Below are 21,277 nucleotides of genomic sequence, written 5' to 3' on the forward strand. Positions count from 1 at the left end.
CATGACCGCCGACGTCGCACCCTCCCACGCGAAGCGGCGCAAGGGCCTGTCGGACGAGGCCGGGAGAGGCCGGATGTCGATCGGATCGAAGATCGCGCTGCTCATCGGAGCCTTCGCCTTCCTCTTTCCCTTCTACTACATGATCATCGGCTCCCTGCAGGAGGAGCCGGACTCCAGCCCGGCCGGGGCGTTCCCCACCCCCGGCAACCTGACACTGCGCAACTACACCGAGATCAACTCAGCCATCTCGCTGGGGCGCTCGCTGATCAACTCGGGGATCTTCACCGGCGGCGTGATCATCTGCACCACCGTCTTCGGGCTTCTCGCCGGATACGCGCTGGCCCGCCTGCACTTCCGCGGCGGGGGCGCGACCTTCGCCCTCGTGCTGCTGGTCCAGGTCGTGCCCTTCCAGTTGCTGATCATTCCGCTGTACGTGCTGATCGTGCGGAACTACGGTCTCGCCGACTCCTACCTGGGCATCATCCTGCCCTTCGCGATCAACACCAGCGCCGTCTTCATCTTCCGGCAGTTCTTCCTGCAACTGCCGCCCGCCATGTTCGAGGCGGCCCGCATCGACGGTGCCTCGGAGCTGCAGATCCTGTTCCGCGTCGCGGTGCCGCTCTGCAAGCCGGCACTGATCTCGGTGGTGCTGCTCAGCTTCACCGGTCCCTGGAACGAGTTCCTCTGGCCGTTCCTCGTGACCAAGGACGCCGAGATGCAGCCCCTGGCCGTCTCGCTGGCCAACTACATCAGCACCGTCTCCTCGGCCGCCGCCAACCCCTTCGGCGCGATCCTGGCCGGCGCGTGCGTTCTGGCGGCTCCCGCGGTGGCGCTCTACATCGCGTTCCAGAGCCGCTTCTCCTCCACTGACATCGATTCCGCCACGAAGGGCTGAACCCTGTGACCCGCAGTTCCACCAACCCCGTTCCGTACCGCCTCACCCGGGTCGGTGTCGTCATGTCCCCGCTCCCCGGCGAAGCCATGGAGGTCGAGGGCGTCCTCAACCCGGCCGCCGGCCGCACCCCTGACGGCACGCTCCACCTGCTGCCGCGGCTTGTCGCCGGCGGCAACGTCTCCCGCGTCGGCCTCGCCGAGGTGGTCGTCGAGGACGGCGTCCCCACGGGCGTCGAGCGCCGCGGCGTCGTCCTCGCTCCCGACGAGGGCTGGGAGCGCGGCAAGAACAACGCCGGTGTCGAGGACCCCCGCGTCACCTGGATCGAGTCCCTCGGTCGGCATGTGATGTCCTACGTGGCCTACGGCCCGCTCGGGCCCAAGCCGGCGCTCGCTGTCTCCGAGGACCTCGTGAACTGGGAGCGCCTCGGCCCGATCCAGTTCGCGTACCAGCCCGACCTGGACACCGACCTCAACCTGTTCCCCAACAAGGACGTCGTGCACTTCCCGGAACCCGTGCCCGGCCCGGACGGTGCGATGTACTACGCCATGCTGCACCGGCCGATGTGGGACCTGGGCTGGTTCCGTCCCGGTGAGGGCGTGCACCTGCCCGCCGGTGTGACGGACGAGCGGCCCGGCATCTGGATCTCCTACGTCCCGGTCGACGAGGTCAAGCAGGACATCCGTGCGCTGGCCCGGCCGCGCCACCACCGCCTGGTCGCGCTCTCCGAGCACCCCTGGGAGGAGCTCAAGATCGGCGCGGGTCCGGCGCCGATCCGGGTGGAAGAGGGCTGGCTGCTCATCCACCATGGCGTCTCGGGCCACATCGAGGACCCCTTCGCCCAGGTGCAGACGGTCCACTACGCGGCCGGCGCCATGATCCTCGACCTGGCCGACCCGGCCAGTGTGGTGGCCCGAACCACGGAGCCGCTGATGGCCCCGGAGACCGAGGAGGAGCGCTCCGGCACCGTGCCCAACGTGGTCTTCCCGACCGCCATCGAAGAGATCGACGGCGTGCGGTACGTCTTCTACGGCATGGCCGACGCGCACATCGGCGTCGCGCGCCTGGACCGGGCCGAGTGAGGACCGCATCGCGCTCCGGACGTGAGTTCGGGCTGGCGCTGATCGGCTGCGGTGGCTTCGGCGCCTATGTGCTGGACGCGCTGCGGGACATCCCGGACCTGCGCATCGTCGCCTGCGCCGACCCCGACGGCGAGCGCGCCCGCGCGCTCGCCGAGCGGCACGGCGCGGCCGTCTGCGCCACGGTCCAGGAGGCCATCGCTCTTCCTGACGTGGCCGGGGTGGCCCTGGCCACCCCGCCCGCCGCCCACGCCGACGCGGCCGTCACGGCCCTGCGCGCGGGCAAGCATGTCTTCTGCGAGAAGCCCATGGCCGTCACGCTGAAGGACGCCGCCCGGGTCAAGGAGGAGGCCGACCGTGCTCCGGGCGTGCTCGTCGTCGACCACGTGCTCCGCTACAACCCGATCCTGCGGATGCTGCAGCGGCTCGGCAAGGAGGGGCTGCTCGACGCGTTGCGGCGTTTCGCCTTCGAGAACGACGCGTCCGACGAGGACCTGGGGCCGGACCACTGGTTCTGGGACCCGGCGCACAGCGGCGGCATCCACATCGAGCACGGCGTGCACTTCTTCGACGCGGCCAGGGCCCTGATGGGCAGCGACCCGGTCCAGGTCCAGGGAACCGCGGTGCGGCGACCGGGCGGGCCTGTGGACATCGTGGTGGCCACCGCCGTCCACCCCGGCGGGGCGGTGGCCACCCACACCCACTCCTTCACTCACGCGCACCGCGCCGAACGGCAGCTGATGAGGCTGGACTACGGCTTCGCCGAGGCCCGGGTGAGCGGCTGGATCCCCACCTACGCCACCGTCACAGCATGGACCGACGACACGGGCGCCGCCCGCTGGGAGCGGCTGCCCGAGCGGGCCGCCGAACTCCTCCGGGTCCCGGGCCTGCGCCCGCACGGTCAGGAGCAGGTCACAGTATCGGTGACGCGTGACGCCGGCTCAGGAACCCCGGCCTCCGGACGAGGTGTCCGACGCACCGCCCCGCACCGGGTCGACCTCGTGATCGACCTCGGCGGCGAGGCGCGCAAGCCGTACGTCTACTCCGAAAGCGTACGGGCAGCCTTCACCGACATGCTGCTGTGCGCGGAGCATGGCGGCACCCCGGTGGCCGACGCCCAGTCAGGCCTGGCCACGGTCGCCGTCGCCGAGGCGGCCACCCGCTCGGCGGAGACCGGGCGCACCGTGCCGGTCACCATCCCGGTCCCGTCGCCCCGGGGTGAAGCCGCATGAGCACGCTCAAGAAGCCTGCCGTCGACGCCGGAAGCCGGGTCCCGGCCGTCGCCGGGCCCCGGGCCGGCGATACGGCCGGCCCGGACGCCGCGTGGTGGCGGGACGCCGTGTGCTACGAGATCTACCCGCGCTCCTTCGCCGACAGCGACGGCGACGGTGTGGGCGACCTCGCCGGAGCCAGAACACGCCTCGACCATCTCGACCGGCTGGGGGTGGACGCGCTGTGGATCACACCGTTCTACCCCTCGCCGCTGGCGGACGGCGGCTACGACATCGCCGACCACACCGGCGTCGCCCCGGACCTCGGCAGGAGGGCCGACTTCGACGCCCTGGTGGCCCAGGCACACGCCATGGGCATCAAGGTCCTTGTGGACCTGGTGCCCAATCACACCTCCGAGGAGCATCCGTGGTTCAGGGAGGCGGTCGCCGACGCGCCCGGCTCTCGGGCACGGCAGCGGTACATCTTCCGCCCCGGCCGAGGCAGGGACGGCACGCTGCCGCCCAACGACTGGCAGTCGGCTTTCGGCGGACCGGCGTGGACCAGGGTCGCCGACCCCGACGGCCGGCCCGGCGAGTGGTACCTGCACCTGCACGCCCCGGAGCAGCCGGACCTGAACTGGCGTGACCCCGAGGTCGTCGCCGACTTCGAACACATCCTGACCCACTGGCTGGATTCCGGTGTCGACGGCTTCCGTGTCGATGTCGCGCACACCCTGTTCAAGGCCGAAGGACTGCCGGACGCGGGGCCCGGTCAGCACCAGGACGTCCTCCGTAACCACCTGATGCCCTACTACGACCAGGAAGAGCTACACCCGCTCTTCCGCCGGTGGCGCGCTCTGCTGGACAGCCATCCCGCACCCGCGGGCGCGGTCGCCCCCCGGGAACGGGTGATGGTGGCCGAGGCCGGCATCTTCGATCCCGAGCGGCTGGCCCGGTACGTCAGTCCTGGCGAGATGCAGCAGACCTTCAACTTCGACTTCCTGGAGTGTCCCTGGGACGGGGCGAGAATGCGCGGCGTGGTCGAGCAGTCCGTCGCCTCGATGCAGGCCGTGGGCGCCCCGGTCACCTGGGTACTCTCCAGCCATGACGCCGTCCGGCCGGTCACCCGCTACGGCGGCGGCACGGTCGGCGAGCGCCGCGCCCGGGCCGCGGCGCTGCTGATGCTCGCGCTGCCCGGCGCCGCCTATGTCTACCAGGGCGAAGAACTCGGCCTGCCGCAGGTCGAGTTGCCCGACAACCGGCTGCGAGACCCATTGTGGGAACGCTCCGGACACCGGGAGCGCGGACGCGACGGCTGCCGAGTGCCGCTGCCCTGGCAGGGCGAGGTCGCCCCGTACGGCTTCAGCACCGCCGCCGCGGAGGACTGCTGGTTTCCCCAGCCAGCCAACTGGGCGGAGCTCTCCGCCCAGGCCCAGGAGAACGACGGCGAGTCGATGCTCGCCCTGTACCGATCAGCGCTGCGTCTGCGGCGCGCGCACCAGGCCTCGGACGCGGTCCTGAAGCTGGACGGCCCCGACGACGGTGCGTGGTTCGGATTCGAACGCGGCTCGGGTCTGAGGTGCGTCGTCAACTTCGGCGAGCGGCCGCTGCCGCTGGACTACGGCGCCGAGGTGCTGCTGTCCAGCGCCCCGCTGGAAGGCCGGAGCATCCCGCAGGACACGGCCGTGTGGACGCTTGTCAAGGAGAGCAAGAAGTGAGTGGCAGGCCCAGCGTTGACCTCTCCGGCCCTGGTGAAGGCATACGACGTCCGCGGCACCGTCCCCGACCAGCTGAACGACGACCTCGCCCGGCTCTTCGGAGCGGCCTTCGTCGAGGTGACGGGCGCGGACGCCATCGTCATCGGCCACGACATGCGCCCCAGTTCCCCGGCTCTGGCCCGCGCCTTCGCCGAAGGCGCCGCCCAGCGCGGCGCCGACGTGACCGAGATCGGTCTGTGCTCCACCGACGGGCTGTACTTCGCGAGCGGCAAGCTCGGGCGACCCGGTGCGATGTTCACGGCCAGCCACAACCCGGCGCAGTACAACGGCATCAAGATGTGCCGGGCCGGCGCGGCGCCCGTCTCGCGCTGGCCAGCCGCGCGGGAGTCCGCCTGGCCGGGGTGCTGGGCCTGCGCGCCGCCAAGGACACCCTGTTACGTCTGGTCCGCGCCACGCCGGAAGACTCTTCGGACAGGTCCGCGTGCTCGGGGTCGACGATTTCGCGCTGCGCAAGGGCGACTCGTACGCCACGATCCTGGTGGACCTGGAGAGACGACGCCCGGTGGACGTGCTGCCCGGCCGGGATGCCGAACCACTGGCCGCATGGCTGAAGGGCCGTCCAAAAGTGGAGATCATCTGCCGGGACCGGGCCGGGGCTTATGCCGAGGGCGCCCGCAGCGGAGCCCCGCAAGCGGTGCAGGTCGCCGACGCGTGGCATCTGTGGCACAACCTCGGCGAGGCCGTCGAAAAGACCGTCTCCGCCCACCACGCCCGCGTCCGGACCGCGTTTCGAGAACACCGTACCGGCCGTTCGCCGACCAGCGACGACATCTGGCAGACGCCACCGCCGCCGGCACCGGCTGCCGGGATGCTGGATGTCTGCGGACGAGAACGCCGCCTGGGTGACCCGGACCAGGGAACGCTACACCGCCGTGCGGCAGCTCCCGGACAACGGCAGCACGCTGGAGCACATCTGCCGGACACTGCAGCTGGACCGGTCCACCGTGCGCCGCTTCGCCCGCGCCACCGGTATCGACGAGCTGCTGGTCAAAGCGACGAACCGGTCCACCATCCTGGACGAGTACAAGCCCTACCTCCACCAGCGGTGGAACGAGGGCTGTCACAACAGTGCCCAGCTCCACCAGGAGATCGTCGCCTTGGGTTTCGCCGGAAGCATACAGGCCGTCCGCCGCTACCTCCGCCGTTCAAGGCCACCACCGCGGCGACACCTGTGCACCGCCCGGCTCCACGGCCCCGCCGCATCGTCCGCTGGATCATGACCGATCCCGGAAGCCTGAGCATCGACGTTGCCGCCTGTGACCGACTACCTCGACCTGCTGCTGGCCGTCGCGGTGGGCCTGCTGACCCGGCTGCGCCGTCTGCACGTGACATCATCTGTCTGGTCTCGGCCGACGGCGGATACACCGGCGGCCTCGTCGACTGGGGCCGGCGCTCTTTCTGGAAGTCGTCAGAACGCACAGACGACATGTGCCGGCAGGGAAGGCGTTGTCGGCCGCCCGTTCGCCTTAGCCGATGCGCCACAAAGGCGCATCCAGCGGGCCGAAGCGGTCGACGCACGATGCGGCGATACCGACCCGCACGACCTGCACCGGATCCGACGCCTTGAGCGCCGAGCCAACCAGGGCGTCCAGACGGGCGAAGCTGTCGGGGTGGGCGTGTGCGGGGTCACCGAGGGTGGCCCGGGTGACCTGCAGCGACTTCGGTGGCGAGATGAAGTGCGCCAAGGCCTCGTCGAAGGCCGGCCACAGTTCGGCCCGGCCGCCGTAGAAGCACACCATCAGCAGAGTGAACATGGCGTCCAACAGCGTGGTGTCGGTCGGGCCGTACGGCTTGCGCTGGAGGCCTATCGCGGCACTGAGTACGCGGTGCGCGGTGTCGATGTCTCCGTAGCTGTTCAGCAGGTAGATCGCCGTGGCGACGGCGGCATGCAAAGACTCCGGACCGGGAGCGGCCCGGCGGGCGTGGTCGAGCAGGCGGGGGACGTCCCGCAGGTTCCCGGTGAGCGTGGCACCCACATAAGCGGCCTTGGCCAATCGGCGAGCCTGCGCCGACCCCTGTTCATGCTGGCATCTGGCAATGGCCTTCAGTGCGGATCCAAGCTAGGCAGAGGTGACAAGCAGGGCGGGAGGACGACTGCTGCCACACGTTCTGACGTTGCGATCTTTGGGAGGTTGGCGTTCTCAGCGGGATCTCTCCTGTGCCACAAGTTCGCGGGCGGCCGGGGCCACGTCGGCGCCGAATCGTTCGATCGTCGCCGCGTGGTCGCCACCGATGATGAACGCACTGATGCCGTGCTCGAGTGCGAGATGGGCGATCTGCTCCGGCCATGTCTGCGGAGGGCCGTTGAGCAGCCCGCGTGAGGTGGGCGAGAACTGGACCTGCATGAAGTTCATCAAGCGGCGCACGGCCGACGGAGAACGTCCTGCCGATACCGCTGCCTCATCGATGCGGGCGTTCATCTCCGGCAGCGAGTCCACTCCCCTGGGCAGATACTCCATGGAGGGTAGCCAGCCGTCGCCCACAGCGCCGGTGAGGGCTAGCATTCTGGGCTTGTACGCGCCGACCCAGATGGCGATGTCGTGTGCAGGCCGTGGACCGCGCCTGGCCCCGTTGACCTCGTAGTACCGGCCGTGGTGCCGGACTTCGCCGGGCACGTCGGTGTCCCACAGGTCGCGGATGACGGTGATCCCCTCGCGCAAAGCCTCGACGCCCTGTGCGGCCGTGAGCCGACGGCCTCCCATGGCCTCGATGCCGTCCCAGAAGGCACCGGCACCGATGCCCAGTTCGAAGCGTCCGCCGGAGAGGAGGTCCAACGAGGCCGCCGCGCGCGCCAGGACGGCCGGCGGGCGTAGGGGCAAGCTGGTGACGTTCGCGCTGATACGGACGTTCTCGGTGCGGGCGGCCACGTACGTGAGGAGTGTGGAGGTGTCCAGGAACGAAGCCTGGTAGGGGTGGTCCTGAAAGGTGACGAGGTCAAGGCCCGCGCGGTCGGCGGTCACGGCGAGGTCGACGACCTGCTGGGCCGCGCCGGCAGACGGGGTGATGAACGAGCCGAAGAGCAGCTCGTGTCCGTAATCGCTCACGGGGAGCTCCTCACTTTTCGCGTGCGTCGGCCGAGGTGGCCGACAGATCAGGGTGGGGGTCGATGTTGAAGTTGTCGCGGAAAAGGTTGTCCGGGTCGTATCGGCGCTTGACCTCCCGCAGCCGGTTCAGGACCTGGGGTGGGAAGGCGTCGTGGAGTCGCTCGGGCCGGGGATCGGTCTCGAAGCTGAGGTAGAGGCCGTCGAAGTGGTGGCGCAGCGGGTCCCAGACCTTATTGAGGTTGTCGTGGTTCCCGCCCATGGCGGTCACTTGGAAGGCGGATGTCCGGTGGGGGAAGGCCGTTGCGTCGGCAGGGACCTCGGCGATGGCCCCACCCATCGCCCGGAGTTCGAAGAAGTACACCGGACCGGTGCGCAGGAGGTCAGCGGCGTCGCGGGCGAATTCGGAGGTGAGCTCGGGCAGGAAGGCCGAGCGGGAGACCGGGTCACCGAAGCCGCTGTGGCCTTCCGGGCCGACATCGGCTGCAGATCCCATGACGCCTGCGTACGGCGTGACCACAACCTGCTGCTGGGTGAGCGTTCCGATCTGCGCAAAGGGCGTCAGCCGCTCCACGATGATGTCGGGATCGGGGTTGTCGACGATTCCGAGGAGCTGGATGTTCCAGTTGCCCTGCCGGGGACGTCCGGTGATCAAGAAGACAGTGGTGTCACGAGGCGCCTGGGAAACGATCTTGCCGAAATCGGTCAACGCCTGTGCAATGTCCGTCGTGAAGAGCCCCAGCTGTGCGTAGCCGACCTGCCCGACCTCATCCACCTGGAACTCGAACGCCGTACCGACGCCGAAGTTCGCGCCGGCTCCACGCACCGCCCAGAACAGCTCAGGGTGCTCCTCGGCGCTGGCCCGTATGTGACGACCGTCGGCCAGCACCATCTCCACGGCGCGCAGATGGTCGATGGTGAGGCCGTGCGCGCGGCCGAGCAGTCCGATGCCCCCGGCGGTCGCCAGTCCGCCGACGCCGACACCGCCGTAGTCACCGGAGCCGAGCGCCCAGCCGTGCGGGTGCAGGGCGGCCGACACCTGCTTCCAGGTCGCGCCAGGACCTATCCGCACCAGGCGCTCCGTAGCGTCCAGCACAGTGATGGCGTTCATCCGTCCCACGTCGACAACGATGCCGCCCTTGTTGGTCGAGCGGCCGCTCACGCCATGGCCGGCGCTTCGGATGCCGAGTGGCAGATGCGTATGGCGTCTCGCGAAACTGAGAGCGTCCGCGACTTCCTGAGCTGTCTTGGGGCGCAGGACCAGTCCAGGTGCGCCACCTCGCAGATAGTTGGACGCGACACCGCGATATCCGGGATCGCCCGGTTCGACCGCGTCATCCACGAGGGACTGGGGAACAGAGTCGTACTCGATCCCGGGCCGCCGACGAGAGCGTGCCGCGAGCGGTCGCTGACGCCGGGAGGCCACGGAGCCGGCCTCGGAGAGAGCCGCGAGCCGCTCAACTTCGCTGGCAGAGTCGACGGGTACGACGACCGGCCGGCCGCCTTCCGCCAGGGCGGCCAACTCCTCCGCCGACGCGTCGTGAGGGGCGTTCACCCACGCGGCAGAATCGGTGATGATCCTGCCCGGCGCCAGCGCCTCCAAGCTCTCTGCGGCCTTCGCGACCACGCTGCGGTAGGGCACCGAGGCGTCCGAAGGCGAGGATCCCACCACGTCCTGAAGGTGCACACCCAGGCTGATGCGGCCTGTCTTCCCAGCCAGCCAGGCGACAGCCGTCCAAGGATCCATGACGGCTGTGCGGAGGTGGGCATCGCTGCTGTCCCCTTCCCGGCCCAGCTTCGTATCGGACTTGTTCTGCGCGCGATCGGCCGCGCCGGAGCTGTCCACGACGACCAAAGCAAGACCGCGTTCCTCGGCCAGCCTGGCGAGCTCCACCAGCCTGCCACTGACGCCGCCGGACTCCGACGGATTGAGGGCGACTCCCAGTTCCATTGCCTGTCCTATCCCTGATGCGAGCCACCAGAATGCGTTGCTGTCTCAATAATGTACAGCGGCAAATCATTGCGGCAGCCACAGAATGATCGAAGCAATCAGGCATAAGCTTCCATTCGGGGCACGTACTGTTGCGCAGAGCGTCCGAACAAAAGCAGAGAGCAATTACTGTTATGCAGTTCACTGCCGCCAGCGGACGTCGGCGCTCACGGATGGCGCGACGAGACTCAGTGGCGCCTTGGAGGCGACGAGAGGTGGGATGCGTAATTGCTGGCAGTGAGGGCCGCTTCACCGGCGCATGCGACAAGGCGCTGCGCGGTTGCCACAGGTGCGCACGCCCACAAACAAGGGGTCGCCGGTCTCGGCGTGCCCCACATAGAAGTCCTCCTCTTCTACGGGCTACAGAGTTGTGTCGCTGAGCGGGCGAGGCGGATCAGGCCTGCGCGTGTCCGTTGCTCGCCCATTTCTGGGAGGAGGGCGGCTACGTGTTCGGTGCCAGGGCGGCCAGTAGTGCGTGAGCGGCGTGCTCGGGGTCGGGTGTGGCATTTAGCAGCATCGCGGTGTGGCGGTACCAGAACCGGTAGGCCCCGTTTCGGTACCGGGCGTATACCGCGGCGGTTTCCGAGGTGCGCTGGAGAGTCAGGTTGTCCAGCAGATAGTCCAGGTAAGCGCTGACGAATGCGACGAGCCGGTCCTCGGCCGGGGCCCCGGGGCCGAGAGGCGGCGGCCCGTACAAGATCGCTTCATCACTCGGCCCGGAGTGCGGCCGCCGGTGGACGGCGGCCGCACCCTTTGACGGTGTTACTGCTCAGGCGATGTAGAAGGGACCGCCGTTGCCTTCCTTCTGGTAACCGAAGTGGCTCCGCTCGGTGCGAGAGGTCTCCGCGACGGTCCAGGCGTGGTACTTGGTGTTGACGGTGGCGCCGGCGAGCCGCTCGGGCCAGGTCTGACCGTTGGAGGTCGTCTTGGTGAGGGTCTTCTCGGTGACGTAGTTCGCGATCGAGTTGATCCAGTTCTCGCCGCCGACGAGCTGGTGCTCACGGCCCAGCCCCTCGATGAAGCCCAGCAGGGCCTCGTTGTTGCTCATCTCCCGGAGGGCCTCCTGGGAGAAGTTCAGCACGTCGTGCCAGTACTCACGCACGATCTCGACGTCCTCGCGGGTTCCCCAGCGGGAGATGTGGCCACCGATGAGTGCCTTGAAGTCGTAGGAGAGAATGTCGTCGTGGGCCTGGTAGAAACCGCTGATGTTCTCCGAGACGTCGCAGTGCATGAAGGTCACGGAGCCAGGGCTCACAATGTCGATCTTGGTGAGGACCTTCTGCTCGGGGCCGTAGATGTAGATGTTGCCCGGGCAGTGGTCGGCACCCTTGTACGACAGCTCCAGCTTGACGCCGCCGACCTCGAGCTCCGCGTCCGTGTGGAAGGTCTCGGTGGGCAGCGGGCGGTACTTGTCGGGGAAGCGGGTCAGCAGCTCGCGTGTGATGTCATGCGCGATGATCTTGACCTCGGGCCCGAACTGGGACGCGGCACCGATGTGGTCCGAGTGCCAGTGGCTGTAGATCAGGTGCGTGATGGGCTCCCTCGTGACCGAGCGCACCGCTGACTGGATGTTCTCGCCGAGTCCGGGCGGAGCGTCGATCACGATGACGCCGCTGCCCGTGACGACGAAGCCGCCGTCGTAGCCGGACGGGCTCGTGACCCAGTAGAAGTTGCCGCCGTCGCCGACGTTCTCGACGTGGTAACCCTTCTCGTAGAAGGAGGGGTCGTTGAGGTACTCCGGCATGAACTGCTTCGGAGACGGCACGTGCTCGGAAGCCAGAGCCTTCGGGAAGCCCCACTTCGTCGAGTAGAAGTCGCCGTACTTGCTAGCCATGGTCGTCCTTGTCTGTGACCGGGCGGAGGCCCCGGGCCCGGCAGGTGTGTCATCGGCGCGGACCGGATGAGGAGAGGCAGTCTTCTTGGCGGCGTCTGCTGCCGCGCACTGAGGGCTTCAACGCCTCCGCGGAACGTTTGCCCGGCAAGCATGTTGCGCGACAAAACATCTGTCAATCGCAACGATTCTCCGCCGCCACCGACTCGACCGTCGCCCATCGGGCGCCAAGACCGCCCGTGAGCTGCTTCTATCACGCTAGGTAACTCGACACACACGGACGCGACTGGGCGTCGTGTGGCTGGAAGCACATTCGTTTGACAAGACGTTCTTTGCCGCACATTGTTTGCGTACATCAATCATTGCGTTGCCAACACAACGCCAGTCACCCGTAAGGACCCGTCATGCGCATCCGGGCAGCAGTAGCCGAGGGCCAGAGCGATCCGTTGGTGATCCATGAGCTTGAGCTCGACGAACCGAAGGACGATGAAGTCCTCGTGAGGCTCGTGGCCACAGGCATCTGCCAGACCGACGCCCACGCCTGGCACCAGCGCATACCGGTCGGCCTGCCCCACGTACTCGGACATGAAGGCGCCGGTGTCGTCGAGAAAGTCGGCGAGTCGGTTGATGACGTGCAGCCCGGTGACCACGTCGTTCTGTCATTCCAGTCGTGCGGGCGGTGCGAACCCTGCCTCAAGGGGCACCCGGCGTACTGCGATCAGGCCTTCACCGCCAACTTCTCCGGCGCCCGGCTCGATGGCAGCCGCGGGATCCGCCGCATCAGCACGAAGGACGGCGAGACCACAGAGCTCAACGGCCACTTCTTCGGGCAGTCGTCATTCGCGACGCATGCCCTGACAAACGTTTCGAACACCGTCAAGGTGCCCAAGGACGCGCCGCTGGAACTGCTGGCCCCGCTCGGCTGCGGCCTGCAGACAGGTGCCGGGGCCGTGATGAACTCGTTCTCACTCCCGGCGGGAGCGAGTATCGCCGTACTGGGTGTCGGCGCCGTCGGATTCGGTGCCTTGATGGCAGCCCGGGTGGCCTGCGCGGCAAAGATCATCGCCGTCGACGTCCATGCCGAACGTCTGGCACTGGCGAAGGAGTTGGGTGCGACACACACCATCGATGTCCGTCAGGGCGATGTGACCGCGGCCATCCGGGAGATCGCACCCAGGGGCGTCGACTTCGTCCTCGACACCACGGGCCGTCCAGAAATGCTCGGCCACGCGGTCGCGTCCCTGGCGTCGATGGGGCAGGTCGGGCTCGTCGCGGGCGGGTCGCCGGAAGCAGCAGTACCCGCCTCAGAGCTCGCTCTCGGAAAGAGCGTGGCGGGAATCGTCCAAGGCGACGCCGTTCCGCAGCGGTTCATCCCTCAGCTCGTCGAGCTGTTCCAGGCCGGCCGCTTCCCTGTCGACCGCCTGGTGCGCTTCTACGACTTCGAGGACATCAACGCCGCGTTCGACGACGCCGCCCGAGGTGAAGTCGTCAAGCCTGTCCTGCGCTTCGCCGGTCCGGTCAGCTGACGGGTCGGACGCGCCCCGGGTACGGGTGCGTCACCGCATCGCGGGCAGTGCTCACGCCGCCGGCTCCCCGGCCACCCGACATCACACTCCCCGCTCCCGGATTCTCATCTCACCGGCCAGCCGAAACATGACAGGCGCTTGCCGGCCAGCCGTTTGCCCCCTCGCCGCATCATTGTGCGCTGTCGGGTGACCCATGCGTTCACTGTCGGCCTCCCGTGCCCTTTCTACCCGAACGACCCTGCTCGTCCTTCTCCTTGCCGTCTTCGCTTTCGCTCTGCTGCAGTCGTTGATCAACCCGGTGCTGCCCGCATTGCAGAAGGACCTCGACACGACGCAGAATCTGATCGCCTGGGTCATGACCGCTTTTCTGCTCTCCGCCTCGGTGTGCACGCCCCTTGTCGGCCGCCTGGGCGATCGCTACGGCAAGGATCGCGTCCTGGTCGCCTCGCTCCTCACCCTGGCCGCGGGCTCGGTCATTTCCGCAGCGGCACGCGACATCTCCCTCATGCTCGTCGGACGGGTGGTCCAGGGCGCAGGCGGTGGCGTACTACCGCTGACATTGGCATCATCCGCGACGCGCTGCCACAGGAACAGACACCAGGTGCCGTCGGTGTTGCAGCAGCCTGGCCGCGGTGGGCGGTGGGGTGGGCGTCGTCTTCGCAGGGCCACTGACCGACACCTTGGGCATCCGCTCGCCGTTCCGGATCCCTGTCGCGCTGATCGTCGCGGCCGCCGTGGCGGCCCGCGTCGTCATACCGCCCTCCCCCACGCGGAACCCCACTCCCGTCAGCTGGCTCGCCGCCACGTTGATGGCCGGCCGGCTCCTGGCACTGCTCGTCCCGCTGGCCCAGGCGTCCCGATGGGGCTGGGCATCGCCCGCGGTGATCACGCCCCTCGTGACCGCCGTGGCGCTCGCCACGTGGTGGGTAGTCGTGGAGAAGCGCTCGGACCGGCCTCTGGTCGACATCCGGATGATGCGCAGCACCGCAGTATGGACGACGAACCTCGTCTCCTTGCTCTTCGGGGTCAGCCTGTTCGCAGTGATGGCTTTCCTGCCCGTCTTCGTACAGACGGCCCCGCAAGCCGTCTACGACTTCGGGGCGAGCGTCACCCAAGCCGGCCTGCGGCTCCTGCCGATGACTGTGACGATGTTCTTCGCCGGTCTCGCCTCGGCCAGGCTGGTCGAGAGACTGGGGGCGCGCCATGTTCTCGTGACGGCCTCGGCGCTGAAAGTCGTCGCAGTGGTCGGCCTCGCGGTCGCGCACGACCGGGCCTGGCACATCGCCTCTGCCCTGGCGCTGATGGGCGTGTCCCTAGGCATCGCCTTCTCGACGATGTCGAACGTCATCGTCGCTGCCGTACGCCCGGACCAGACCGGCGTGGCCAACGGTGTGACAGCCAACGTCCGCACCATCGGGGGTCCGGTCGCTGTAGCGGTGATGAGCGGCATCCTGAGCGCGCACACGCCTCCCGAGGGCCTGCCGGCCGAATGCGGATACGCCTACGGGTTTGCGGTCCTGGCGATCTCAGGAGCAGCCGCCCTTGTGATCGCTTCCCTCATCCCTGTTCAAAAGCACGGGGCACACCCACTGCGGTGAAGCCCGACGGGGGGATGGTCCAGCCAGGCGGCGAGGCGCGCGGGGCGCCACCTCGACGCTCAGAGGCCGGGCGTCACCTCGGGCTGAGGGAACACCCTGGCCACCGCAAGACACGGATCCGTCTCCGGCGTGGCCGCGACGATGTGCTCCGCGGCACGCTCCACGGCATCGCGGAACAAGCCCCGCTGCTCCTCCGGAAGACCGCGCAGGACCTGGTCCTCAGCGTGAGCGACGCGCTCCTCGGCAGCGGCCAGCGCCTGCCGGCCCAGCTCGGTGGCCACGATGCGCCGGGCACGGCGATCACGCGGATCGCGTTGCCGCTCGATCAGTCCGGCGGCCTCGAGATCGTCGATGAGGTAGGTCATCACGCTGCGGTCGATCACGAGACGTGTGGCCAGCGCACTTTGCGTAGGCACGTCCTCGTGCACGACCACAGCCAGGATGTGGTACCCGCGGCTGGCATGAGGCAGTTCCTGGAGAGCCACCTCGACGTACTCGTGCCAGCGGCGCAGAACCATGCCGAGGGACCAGCCGAAGTTCGTTCCTCGCTGGAGACCGCCGGGATCCTGCTGCTGGGACGCACTCGTAGCCGTGGACATGCAGGAAGCCTACCAAAGACTGTGTTGATCAACACATAGGTGGCCTTGCAGACGATTTGCTAGTCAGACTTTATGCGGCGCATCAACATCGCTGCGGGCGTCCCAGGCGCCCGCCCCGCAGCCGCCGACTGGCGGAGCACGCCGCTATCGCACACGAGTGATAGGGACACAGCCGTGCGCAAGATCCATCAGATCTACATCGACGGGCATTTCTTCACCCCTCACGGGACCGAGACACCTCCGCTTCACAACCCCGCGACAGAGCAGGTCATCGGCGAGGTGCGGCTTGCCGACGAGGGCGACGCCCGCGCGGCGGTCGCCGCCGCGAAGCGGTCCCTGGCCGACTTGACCGCGCTCTTGCGGACCACCCGCAAAGCCCGGATCGCCTCCACGGTCCCGTTGCGGGCCTTGGGCGTGCCGCCGACCCGGCCGGACAGCACGGCGGTCGCGGCCCCGTAGGCGTCGATGGGGTCGGACTAGCCGTTGTGCCGCCTCGACTTGCGGTCGGCGGGCCGGTCCACCTCGACCACCGTGACCTGGTTCAGGGTGAGGAAGCGTGCGATCTCCGCACCGTAGGCGCCGTTCCCTTGGACCCCGGCGGCGAGGACCTCTCCGTGGGATCGGAGCCATTCCAGCAGCCGCTGGTATCCCTCCGGGGTCGTCTCGAACTGCTCGGTGGCCAGGTGCCGGCCGATGCCGTCGATGACCGCGGCCTGGTGGAGATCGGTGTGGGTGTCGATCCCGCCGATGACGCCTATCTCGTCTGCTGCCATGCTGGTGTGTGCTGCCCTGCCCACTCTCGCGTACGCAAGGGCGCGCGCGAGAGTGGGCAGACGGACAAGACAGTGATGGGACCTCTGGCCAGGCTTTTATCAGGTCACAGTCACCCGGCCGGCCACGCGCCAAGCGGCATCGCCCGGCAGGCCGACGATTCCCCAGAAGGACAACCGAAGCGTCAGTCAGGCGGAGAGCCAGACCTCCGGGCGATGCCATGGCCAACCTTCACTGTCAGGCGGTGGGCCGCGGGGCGCGCAGGTGGGCGCGCTCCTTCAGCTCCTCCTCGGCGACCAGCTCGAGCATGGGCTTGCCGGGGGCGCACATCATGGTGACGACGAACTCGGTCCTCTCGTCGGAGAGGGCGTTGCCGTCCTGGTAGTGGATGGCGTCGCCGCCCGGCTCCCAGAAGGTTCCGCCGGCCTCGATGACGCGCTCGGGCTCGCCTTCCAGTTCGAAGCGAACCGCGCCCTTGATGACATAGCCGAACGCCGGGCCGGAGTGACGGTGCGGCGGGGTGCCGGGGTCACCGGGCTCCCACTGCACGTGGATGGTCATCGCCGAGGCACCCTCGGGAACGATGATCGGGGAGGCGTCCTGGAGCATCCTCGCCGCTCGGGTCCAGTTCGGCCCGTCCTCGCCGCCGGTTCCGTGGCCGTGTCCGTCGTGGCCGTGCTGGGTGTGCTGTGAGCTCTCCGACACTGAGTCGCACCTTCCGTGGTTCCACCTTGTCCGGGCGGCACATCGTCCGCCGTCAGGTGGTCATGTCCGGTCGTGAAGACCGCTCGACCCTCCTGACCGGATGTCAGCCGGATCTGTGACACGGCGCGACGGTCGGCCGCGTCCGGCACCAGGGCGTCCGGCTCGGTGTCACACGATCCGGACCAGTTCTGTCTAGATGTGGTGTACACGGTGGCACGCCGACGTCCGCCACCGTCGTCGACGGACACCCAGCGGGGTCATCGGCCCCCTCGACGGAAGAGATCCGGATGAGAGTCGTCGTTGCAGGTGCCACTGGTCTGATCGGTTCCAGGACCGTCGCCCGGCTCCGGGACCACGGGGTGGAGGTCGTGCCGGTCTCCCGAGGGGAAGGGGTCGATGTCAGCACCGGACGAGGCCTCGCCGAGGCGTTGCGGACGGCCGACGTGGTGGTGGACGTCACCGACGCACCCTCACAGGATCAGGACGTCAGCACGAAGTTCTTCACCACCGCGACGGGCAACCTCCTCAAGGCCGCCACCGTGGCGGGCGTGGAACACTATGTGGCACTGTCTGTGGTGGGCGCCGGCCGGGTCCGCTCGGGCTACTTCGGTGCCAAGACGGCACAGGAGGACCTGGTACGGCACACCACCGTTCCGTATTCCCTGGTGCGCGCCACGCCGTTCCACGAGTCGGTGGAGGCGACCGCGACCGCCGGCATCCGGCCCGACGGTGTGCATGTGCCACCGCTGCTGCTGCGGCCGGTCTCGGCGGACGACGTCGCGGGGGCGCTCGCCCATGTCGCGGTGGGCCTGCCGCTGTTCGGGGTCCTCGAGGCAGCCGGGCCCGAAGAGGTCCGGCTCGACGAGGTCACCGCCGAGCTGCTGACCGCCCTGGGCCGCCCCGGCACGGTGATCGCCGACGCGCGGGCGCCGTTCTTCGGCGCGGTGCTCGAGAAGCGAGCGCTGCTTCCCGGCACGGACGCCCACGTGGGCCATCACACGTTCACCCAGTGGCTCAAGAGCCGCTGAGTCCACCGGACGGCGACACATCGTCGCCCATGCTTCCCCACTAGTCGCCCCGCGACAGCCACCGTGTCCGCGGTCGGCGTCGCCGACACCCACGCCGTGACAGGAAGGCTGCCATGAGTGAACCGTTCCGGCCCGCTGAGAACCCCGTGATCAGTGAGCTCGACCAGCTACCCGACCGTGACCGCGAGGAAACCGCCGAATGGCAGGCCTCCCTCGACGCTGTCGTGCGCCACGCCGGGCCGGAGCGGGCGGTGTACCTGATGCGTCGGGTGCACGAGTTCGCCGCGCAGTCGGGCACGTCCCTGCCCGGGCTGCTGTCCTCGGACTACATCAACACGGTCCCGGCCTCCGCGCAGCCGGAGTTCGACGGTGACCTGGCGATGGAGTCCAGGATCACCGCGCTCAACCGGTGGAACGCAGCGGCGATGGTCACCCGCGGTTCGCGTCTGGGGCTGGGCGGCCACATCTCCACCTACGCGTCGGCGGCCTGGCTGTACGAGATCGGGTTCAACCACTTCTTCCGGGGCAAGGACGGTGACGGCTCGGGCGACCAGCTGTTCCTCCAGGGGCACGCCTCGCCTGGCATCTATGCCCGGGTGTTCCTCGAAGGGCGGCTGAGCAGGGAGCAACTGAACGCCTTCCGGCGGGAGGCGAGCGGTCACGGCCTGCCGTCCTACCCTCATCCCCGGCGGCTGCCGTGGCTGTGGGAGTTCCCGACGGTCTCCATGGGGCTGGGCGCCATCGGCGCCGTCTACCAGGCCCGCTTCAACCGCTACCTGCAGGCTCGCGGCATCAAGGACACCTCCGCCTCGCGGGTGTGGGCGTTCCTGGGCGACGGGGAGATGGACGAGCCGGAGTCCATGGCCGCCCTGACGCTGGCCTCCCGCGAAGGCCTGGACAACCTGACGTTCGTCGTCAACTGCAATCTGCAGCGCCTGGACGGGCCGGTACGGTCCAACTCGAAAATCGCACAGGAACTGGAGGCACGGTTCCGTGGCGCGGGCTGGAACGTGGTCAAGACCCTGTGGGGCGAGGCCTGGGACCCTCTGCTGGAGCAGGACACCGGCGCCCTGGTGCGGCGCCTGGGCGAGGTGCCCGACGCGCAGATGCAGACGCTGGCCGCGCGGGACGCTGCCTACATACGCAAGAACTTCTTCACCGGCGACGCCCTGTCCGCCGTCTCCGCCTCGCTGAGCGATGCGCAGGTGGTCGAGCTGTTCGCGAACTCACGTGGCGGACACGAGCCGTTGAAGGTGTACGCCGCCTACCGGGCCGCGGTGGAGCACCGTGGCACGCCGACGGCGGTCCTCGCCCAGACGGTCAAGGGGCACACGTTGGGCTCGGCGTTCGAGTCCCGCAACGCCAACCACCAGATGAAGAAGCTCACGATGAGCCAGTTCCGCGACCTGCGCGACCTGCTGGAGCTTCGCATCCCCGACAGCGCGCTCGCCGGCGACGAGGTTCCGTACTGGCACCCGGGGGAGAACTCTCCCGAGGTGCGGTACCTGCGCGAGCGCCGGGCCGCGCTTGGCGGTCCCGCCCCTCTCCGGCGCGTGACCGCCAAGCCTCTGCCGCAGCCGCCCACCAAGCCCTTCGAGGCGTTGGAGCAGGGCTTCGGCCAACAGGAGGTCGCCACCACGATGGCGCTCGTCCGACTGGTCAAGGACCTGATGCGCGAGCCGAGCGGGGCACGCTGGGTTCCGATCATCCCCGACGAGGCCCGTACTTTCGGCATGGAGTCGATGTTCCCCACGGCCGGCATCTACTCGCCGCTGGGCCAGAACTACGATCCGGTCGACGCGGACCAGTTGCTCCACTACAAGGAGAGCAAGACCGGGCAGCTGCTCATCGAGGGCATCACGGAGGCCGGTTCCGTGGCCGAACTCGCCGCCGCGGCGACCTCGTACGCCACGCACGGCGAGCCGATGATCCCGTTCTACATCTTCTACTCCATGTTCGGATTCCAACGCACCGGCGACCAGTTCTGGGCACTCGCCGACCAGATGGGCCGCGGCTTCGTGGTGGGCGGCACCGCCGGGCGCACGACCATGACCGGTGAGGGCCTGCAGCACGGGGACGGGCACTCCCATCTGCTGGCCTCCACCAATCCGGCGGCGGTCAGCTACGACCCGGCTTTCGCCTTCGAGATCGCGGTGATCGTCCGGGACGGTCTGCGCCGGATGTACGGCGAGCAACCCGAGGACGTCTTCTACTATCTGACCGTGTACAACGAGCCCAAGCACCAGCCGGCCATGCCGCCGGTGCCGGGCATCGAGGAGGGCATCGTCCGGGGCATCTACCGGTTCCGGCCCGCCGAACGCGCGGCGACCGGGCCCCGGCTGCAACTCCTGTCGTCCGGCACGGCCATTCACTGGGCTCTGCGCGCGCAGGAACTCCTCGCCTCCGAGTGGAACGTGCACGCCGACGTGTGGTCGGTGACGTCCTGGACCGAACTGCGCCGTGACGCGATGCGCGCCGACGACGCCCGGATGCGCGGTGAGGAGCGCACGCCGTTCGTCACCCGGGCCCTGGCCGGTGCGCCGGGGCCGGTGCTGGCCGTCAGCGACTGGATGCGGCAGGTACCCGACCAGATCAGCCAGTGGATCGAGCAGGACTACTACTCCCTGGGCACCGACGGTTTCGGTCTGTCCGACACGCGTGAGGACGTACGCCGCTACTTCCGGGTGGACGCCGAGTCGATCGTGGTGACCGCACTGGACCGGCTGACCCGGGCCGGGCAGATCCCTCAGGCGACCGTGGCGGAGGCCCGCGCGCGCTACGGCCTCGAACTGTGAGCGGCGATGTGCCGCGACCGACCCCGCATGGCGCAGGCCATGGACGACAGGTTCGGGGGACGCGCCCTGCCGAGCCGTGAGGTGCTGAACGACATCATGGCGGTTTCCGTGACCCGGCGGCCCTCGGCGAACCCGTCACCGAGGGCACCGTGACGCGCTGGCTTAGAGATCCTGACAGAAGTGGTTGATCATATGACTGTTGGCTTGTCCGCTCGTTGGTGTGTTCGTGGGAAAACGTAAGTCACGGCCGTGGATTGTGTCGGATGAACTGTGGTCGCTGATCGAGCCGTTGCTGCCGCAGCCGGGTCCGGAGCTGGTGGAGTGCCGTCCGAGGGTGGGACCTGTCCCCGAGTGGTGGACACCTCTGATCCCGGCCCCGGCAGGGGCCGGGTAGGAGGCATCTTTTATGGTGATGAAGGTCTACTCGCCCGAG

17 protein-coding genes and 3 pseudogenes are annotated in these 21,277 nt (G+C 68.6%); 13 read left to right on the forward strand and 7 right to left on the reverse strand.

The window, feature by feature from the left end:
• The first annotated feature begins 1 nt into the window (after position 1).
• From ACGF8A_RS32990 to ACGF8A_RS33020, 7 genes and pseudogenes are all read left to right on the forward strand, one after another.
• Positions 2-895: a carbohydrate ABC transporter permease gene (locus tag ACGF8A_RS32990; RefSeq protein WP_393114197.1), complete on the forward strand. Its 894-nt coding sequence runs from the start codon at positions 2-4 to the stop codon at positions 893-895.
• A gap of 62 nt (positions 896-957) precedes the next feature.
• A complete protein-coding gene (locus tag ACGF8A_RS32995; RefSeq protein ID WP_393114228.1) occupies positions 958-1,974 on the forward strand; it encodes a glycosidase in 1,017 nt (338 codons plus the stop codon).
• Entirely contained in the window at positions 1,971-3,203 is a 1,233-nt protein-coding gene (locus ACGF8A_RS33000; RefSeq protein WP_393114200.1) for a Gfo/Idh/MocA family protein, read from the forward strand. Before ACGF8A_RS32995 ends, ACGF8A_RS33000 begins: the two co-directional genes overlap by 4 nt.
• Entirely contained in the window at positions 3,200-4,900 is a 1,701-nt protein-coding gene (locus tag ACGF8A_RS33005; protein ID WP_393114202.1) for a glycoside hydrolase family 13 protein, read from the forward strand. Before ACGF8A_RS33000 ends, ACGF8A_RS33005 begins: the two co-directional genes overlap by 4 nt.
• Before the next feature lie 15 nt (positions 4,901-4,915).
• A pseudogene (manB, locus tag ACGF8A_RS33010) lies at positions 4,916-5,269 on the forward strand (phosphomannomutase/phosphoglucomutase); the annotation flags it as partial.
• A 112-nt stretch (positions 5,270-5,381) separates the two neighbouring features.
• Positions 5,382-5,672, forward strand: a pseudogene (locus ACGF8A_RS33015) (transposase); the annotation flags it as partial.
• A gap of 103 nt (positions 5,673-5,775) precedes the next feature.
• Positions 5,776-6,180: a hypothetical protein gene (locus ACGF8A_RS33020; protein ID WP_393114204.1), complete on the forward strand. Its 405-nt coding sequence runs from the start codon at positions 5,776-5,778 to the stop codon at positions 6,178-6,180.
• A 246-nt stretch (positions 6,181-6,426) separates the two neighbouring features.
• Here the strand turns inward: ACGF8A_RS33020 and ACGF8A_RS33025 are convergent, their stop codons facing one another.
• The 4 genes from ACGF8A_RS33025 to ACGF8A_RS33040 all read right to left on the reverse strand — a co-directional run bounded on the left by ACGF8A_RS33025 (position 6,427) and on the right by ACGF8A_RS33040 (position 11,825).
• Entirely contained in the window at positions 6,427-6,954 is a 528-nt protein-coding gene (locus tag ACGF8A_RS33025; RefSeq protein ID WP_393114206.1) for a hypothetical protein, read from the reverse strand.
• Between the two features lie 147 nt (positions 6,955-7,101).
• On the reverse strand, positions 7,102-8,004 hold the full coding sequence (locus ACGF8A_RS33030; protein ID WP_393114208.1) for an LLM class flavin-dependent oxidoreductase: 903 nt from the start codon (positions 8,002-8,004) through the stop codon (positions 7,102-7,104).
• A 10-nt stretch (positions 8,005-8,014) separates the two neighbouring features.
• On the reverse strand, positions 8,015-9,952 hold the full coding sequence (locus ACGF8A_RS33035; protein ID WP_393114210.1) for an FAD-binding protein: 1,938 nt from the start codon (positions 9,950-9,952) through the stop codon (positions 8,015-8,017).
• An 808-nt stretch (positions 9,953-10,760) separates the two neighbouring features.
• Positions 10,761-11,825, reverse strand: a complete 1,065-nt coding sequence (locus tag ACGF8A_RS33040; RefSeq protein ID WP_365452457.1) for an MBL fold metallo-hydrolase — start codon at positions 11,823-11,825, stop codon at positions 10,761-10,763.
• 401 nt (positions 11,826-12,226) lie between these two features.
• Between ACGF8A_RS33040 and ACGF8A_RS33045 the strand changes: the two genes are divergently transcribed.
• The 3 genes and pseudogenes from ACGF8A_RS33045 (at position 12,227) to ACGF8A_RS33055 (ending at position 14,946) form a co-directional block, all read left to right on the forward strand.
• Positions 12,227-13,348, forward strand: coding sequence for an NAD(P)-dependent alcohol dehydrogenase (locus ACGF8A_RS33045; RefSeq protein ID WP_393114213.1), 1,122 nt, complete (start codon positions 12,227-12,229; stop codon positions 13,346-13,348).
• A 193-nt stretch (positions 13,349-13,541) separates the two neighbouring features.
• Positions 13,542-13,913 (forward strand): annotated as a pseudogene (locus ACGF8A_RS33050) (MFS transporter); the annotation flags it as partial.
• 67 nt (positions 13,914-13,980) lie between these two features.
• Positions 13,981-14,946, forward strand: a complete 966-nt coding sequence (locus ACGF8A_RS33055) for an MFS transporter (protein WP_393114215.1) — start codon at positions 13,981-13,983, stop codon at positions 14,944-14,946.
• 59 nt (positions 14,947-15,005) lie between these two features.
• Here the strand turns inward: ACGF8A_RS33055 and ACGF8A_RS33060 are convergent, their stop codons facing one another.
• A complete protein-coding gene (locus tag ACGF8A_RS33060) occupies positions 15,006-15,545 on the reverse strand; it encodes a MarR family winged helix-turn-helix transcriptional regulator (protein ID WP_393114217.1) in 540 nt (179 codons plus the stop codon).
• Positions 15,546-15,719: 174 nt separating this feature from the next.
• Between ACGF8A_RS33060 and ACGF8A_RS33065 the strand changes: the two genes are divergently transcribed.
• Positions 15,720-16,004: a hypothetical protein gene (locus ACGF8A_RS33065; RefSeq protein WP_393114220.1), complete on the forward strand. Its 285-nt coding sequence runs from the start codon at positions 15,720-15,722 to the stop codon at positions 16,002-16,004.
• A gap of 17 nt (positions 16,005-16,021) precedes the next feature.
• On the opposite strand, the gene ACGF8A_RS33070 is transcribed toward ACGF8A_RS33065, so the two are convergent.
• Positions 16,022-16,318 (reverse strand): transposase, encoded by a 297-nt coding sequence (locus tag ACGF8A_RS33070; protein WP_393114222.1) that lies wholly within the window; start codon positions 16,316-16,318, stop codon positions 16,022-16,024.
• Between the two features lie 235 nt (positions 16,319-16,553).
• Positions 16,554-16,925: a cupin domain-containing protein gene (locus ACGF8A_RS33075; RefSeq protein ID WP_393114230.1), complete on the reverse strand. Its 372-nt coding sequence runs from the start codon at positions 16,923-16,925 to the stop codon at positions 16,554-16,556.
• Positions 16,926-17,308: 383 nt separating this feature from the next.
• On the opposite strand from ACGF8A_RS33075, the gene ACGF8A_RS33080 reads away from it, so the two are divergent.
• Positions 17,309-18,049, forward strand: coding sequence for an SDR family oxidoreductase (locus tag ACGF8A_RS33080; protein WP_393114224.1), 741 nt, complete (start codon positions 17,309-17,311; stop codon positions 18,047-18,049).
• 113 nt (positions 18,050-18,162) lie between these two features.
• On the forward strand, positions 18,163-20,844 hold the full coding sequence (gene aceE / locus ACGF8A_RS33085; protein ID WP_393114226.1) for a pyruvate dehydrogenase (acetyl-transferring), homodimeric type: 2,682 nt from the start codon (positions 18,163-18,165) through the stop codon (positions 20,842-20,844).
• Positions 20,845-21,277 lie beyond the last annotated feature (433 nt).

Source organism: Streptomyces sp. NPDC047706 (assembly GCF_043204795.1).
GTDB lineage: Bacteria > Actinomycetota > Actinomycetes > Streptomycetales > Streptomycetaceae > Streptomyces.

Excerpts from the sequence above, each read along its gene's own strand:
- ACGF8A_RS33035 (WP_393114210.1), bottom strand. The coding sequence starts at position 9,952 with ATGGAACTGGGAGTCGCCCTCAATCCGTCGGAGTCCGGCGGCGTCAGT.
- aceE (WP_393114226.1), top strand. The coding sequence starts at position 18,163 with ATGAGTGAACCGTTCCGGCCCGCTGAGAACCCCGTGATCAGTGAGCTC.
- ACGF8A_RS33040 (WP_365452457.1), bottom strand. The coding sequence starts at position 11,825 with ATGGCTAGCAAGTACGGCGACTTCTACTCGACGAAGTGGGGCTTCCCG.
- ACGF8A_RS32995 (WP_393114228.1), top strand. The coding sequence starts at position 958 with ATGTCCCCGCTCCCCGGCGAAGCCATGGAGGTCGAGGGCGTCCTCAAC.
- ACGF8A_RS32990 (WP_393114197.1), top strand. The coding sequence starts at position 2 with ATGACCGCCGACGTCGCACCCTCCCACGCGAAGCGGCGCAAGGGCCTG.
- ACGF8A_RS33080 (WP_393114224.1), top strand. The coding sequence starts at position 17,309 with ATGAGAGTCGTCGTTGCAGGTGCCACTGGTCTGATCGGTTCCAGGACC.
- ACGF8A_RS33060 (WP_393114217.1), bottom strand. The coding sequence starts at position 15,545 with ATGTCCACGGCTACGAGTGCGTCCCAGCAGCAGGATCCCGGCGGTCTC.
- ACGF8A_RS33075 (WP_393114230.1), bottom strand. The coding sequence starts at position 16,925 with ATGCTCCAGGACGCCTCCCCGATCATCGTTCCCGAGGGTGCCTCGGCG.
- ACGF8A_RS33020 (WP_393114204.1), top strand. The coding sequence starts at position 5,776 with ATGTCTGCGGACGAGAACGCCGCCTGGGTGACCCGGACCAGGGAACGC.
- ACGF8A_RS33070 (WP_393114222.1), bottom strand. The coding sequence starts at position 16,318 with ATGGCAGCAGACGAGATAGGCGTCATCGGCGGGATCGACACCCACACC.
- ACGF8A_RS33005 (WP_393114202.1), top strand. The coding sequence starts at position 3,200 with ATGAGCACGCTCAAGAAGCCTGCCGTCGACGCCGGAAGCCGGGTCCCG.
- ACGF8A_RS33045 (WP_393114213.1), top strand. The coding sequence starts at position 12,227 with ATGCGCATCCGGGCAGCAGTAGCCGAGGGCCAGAGCGATCCGTTGGTG.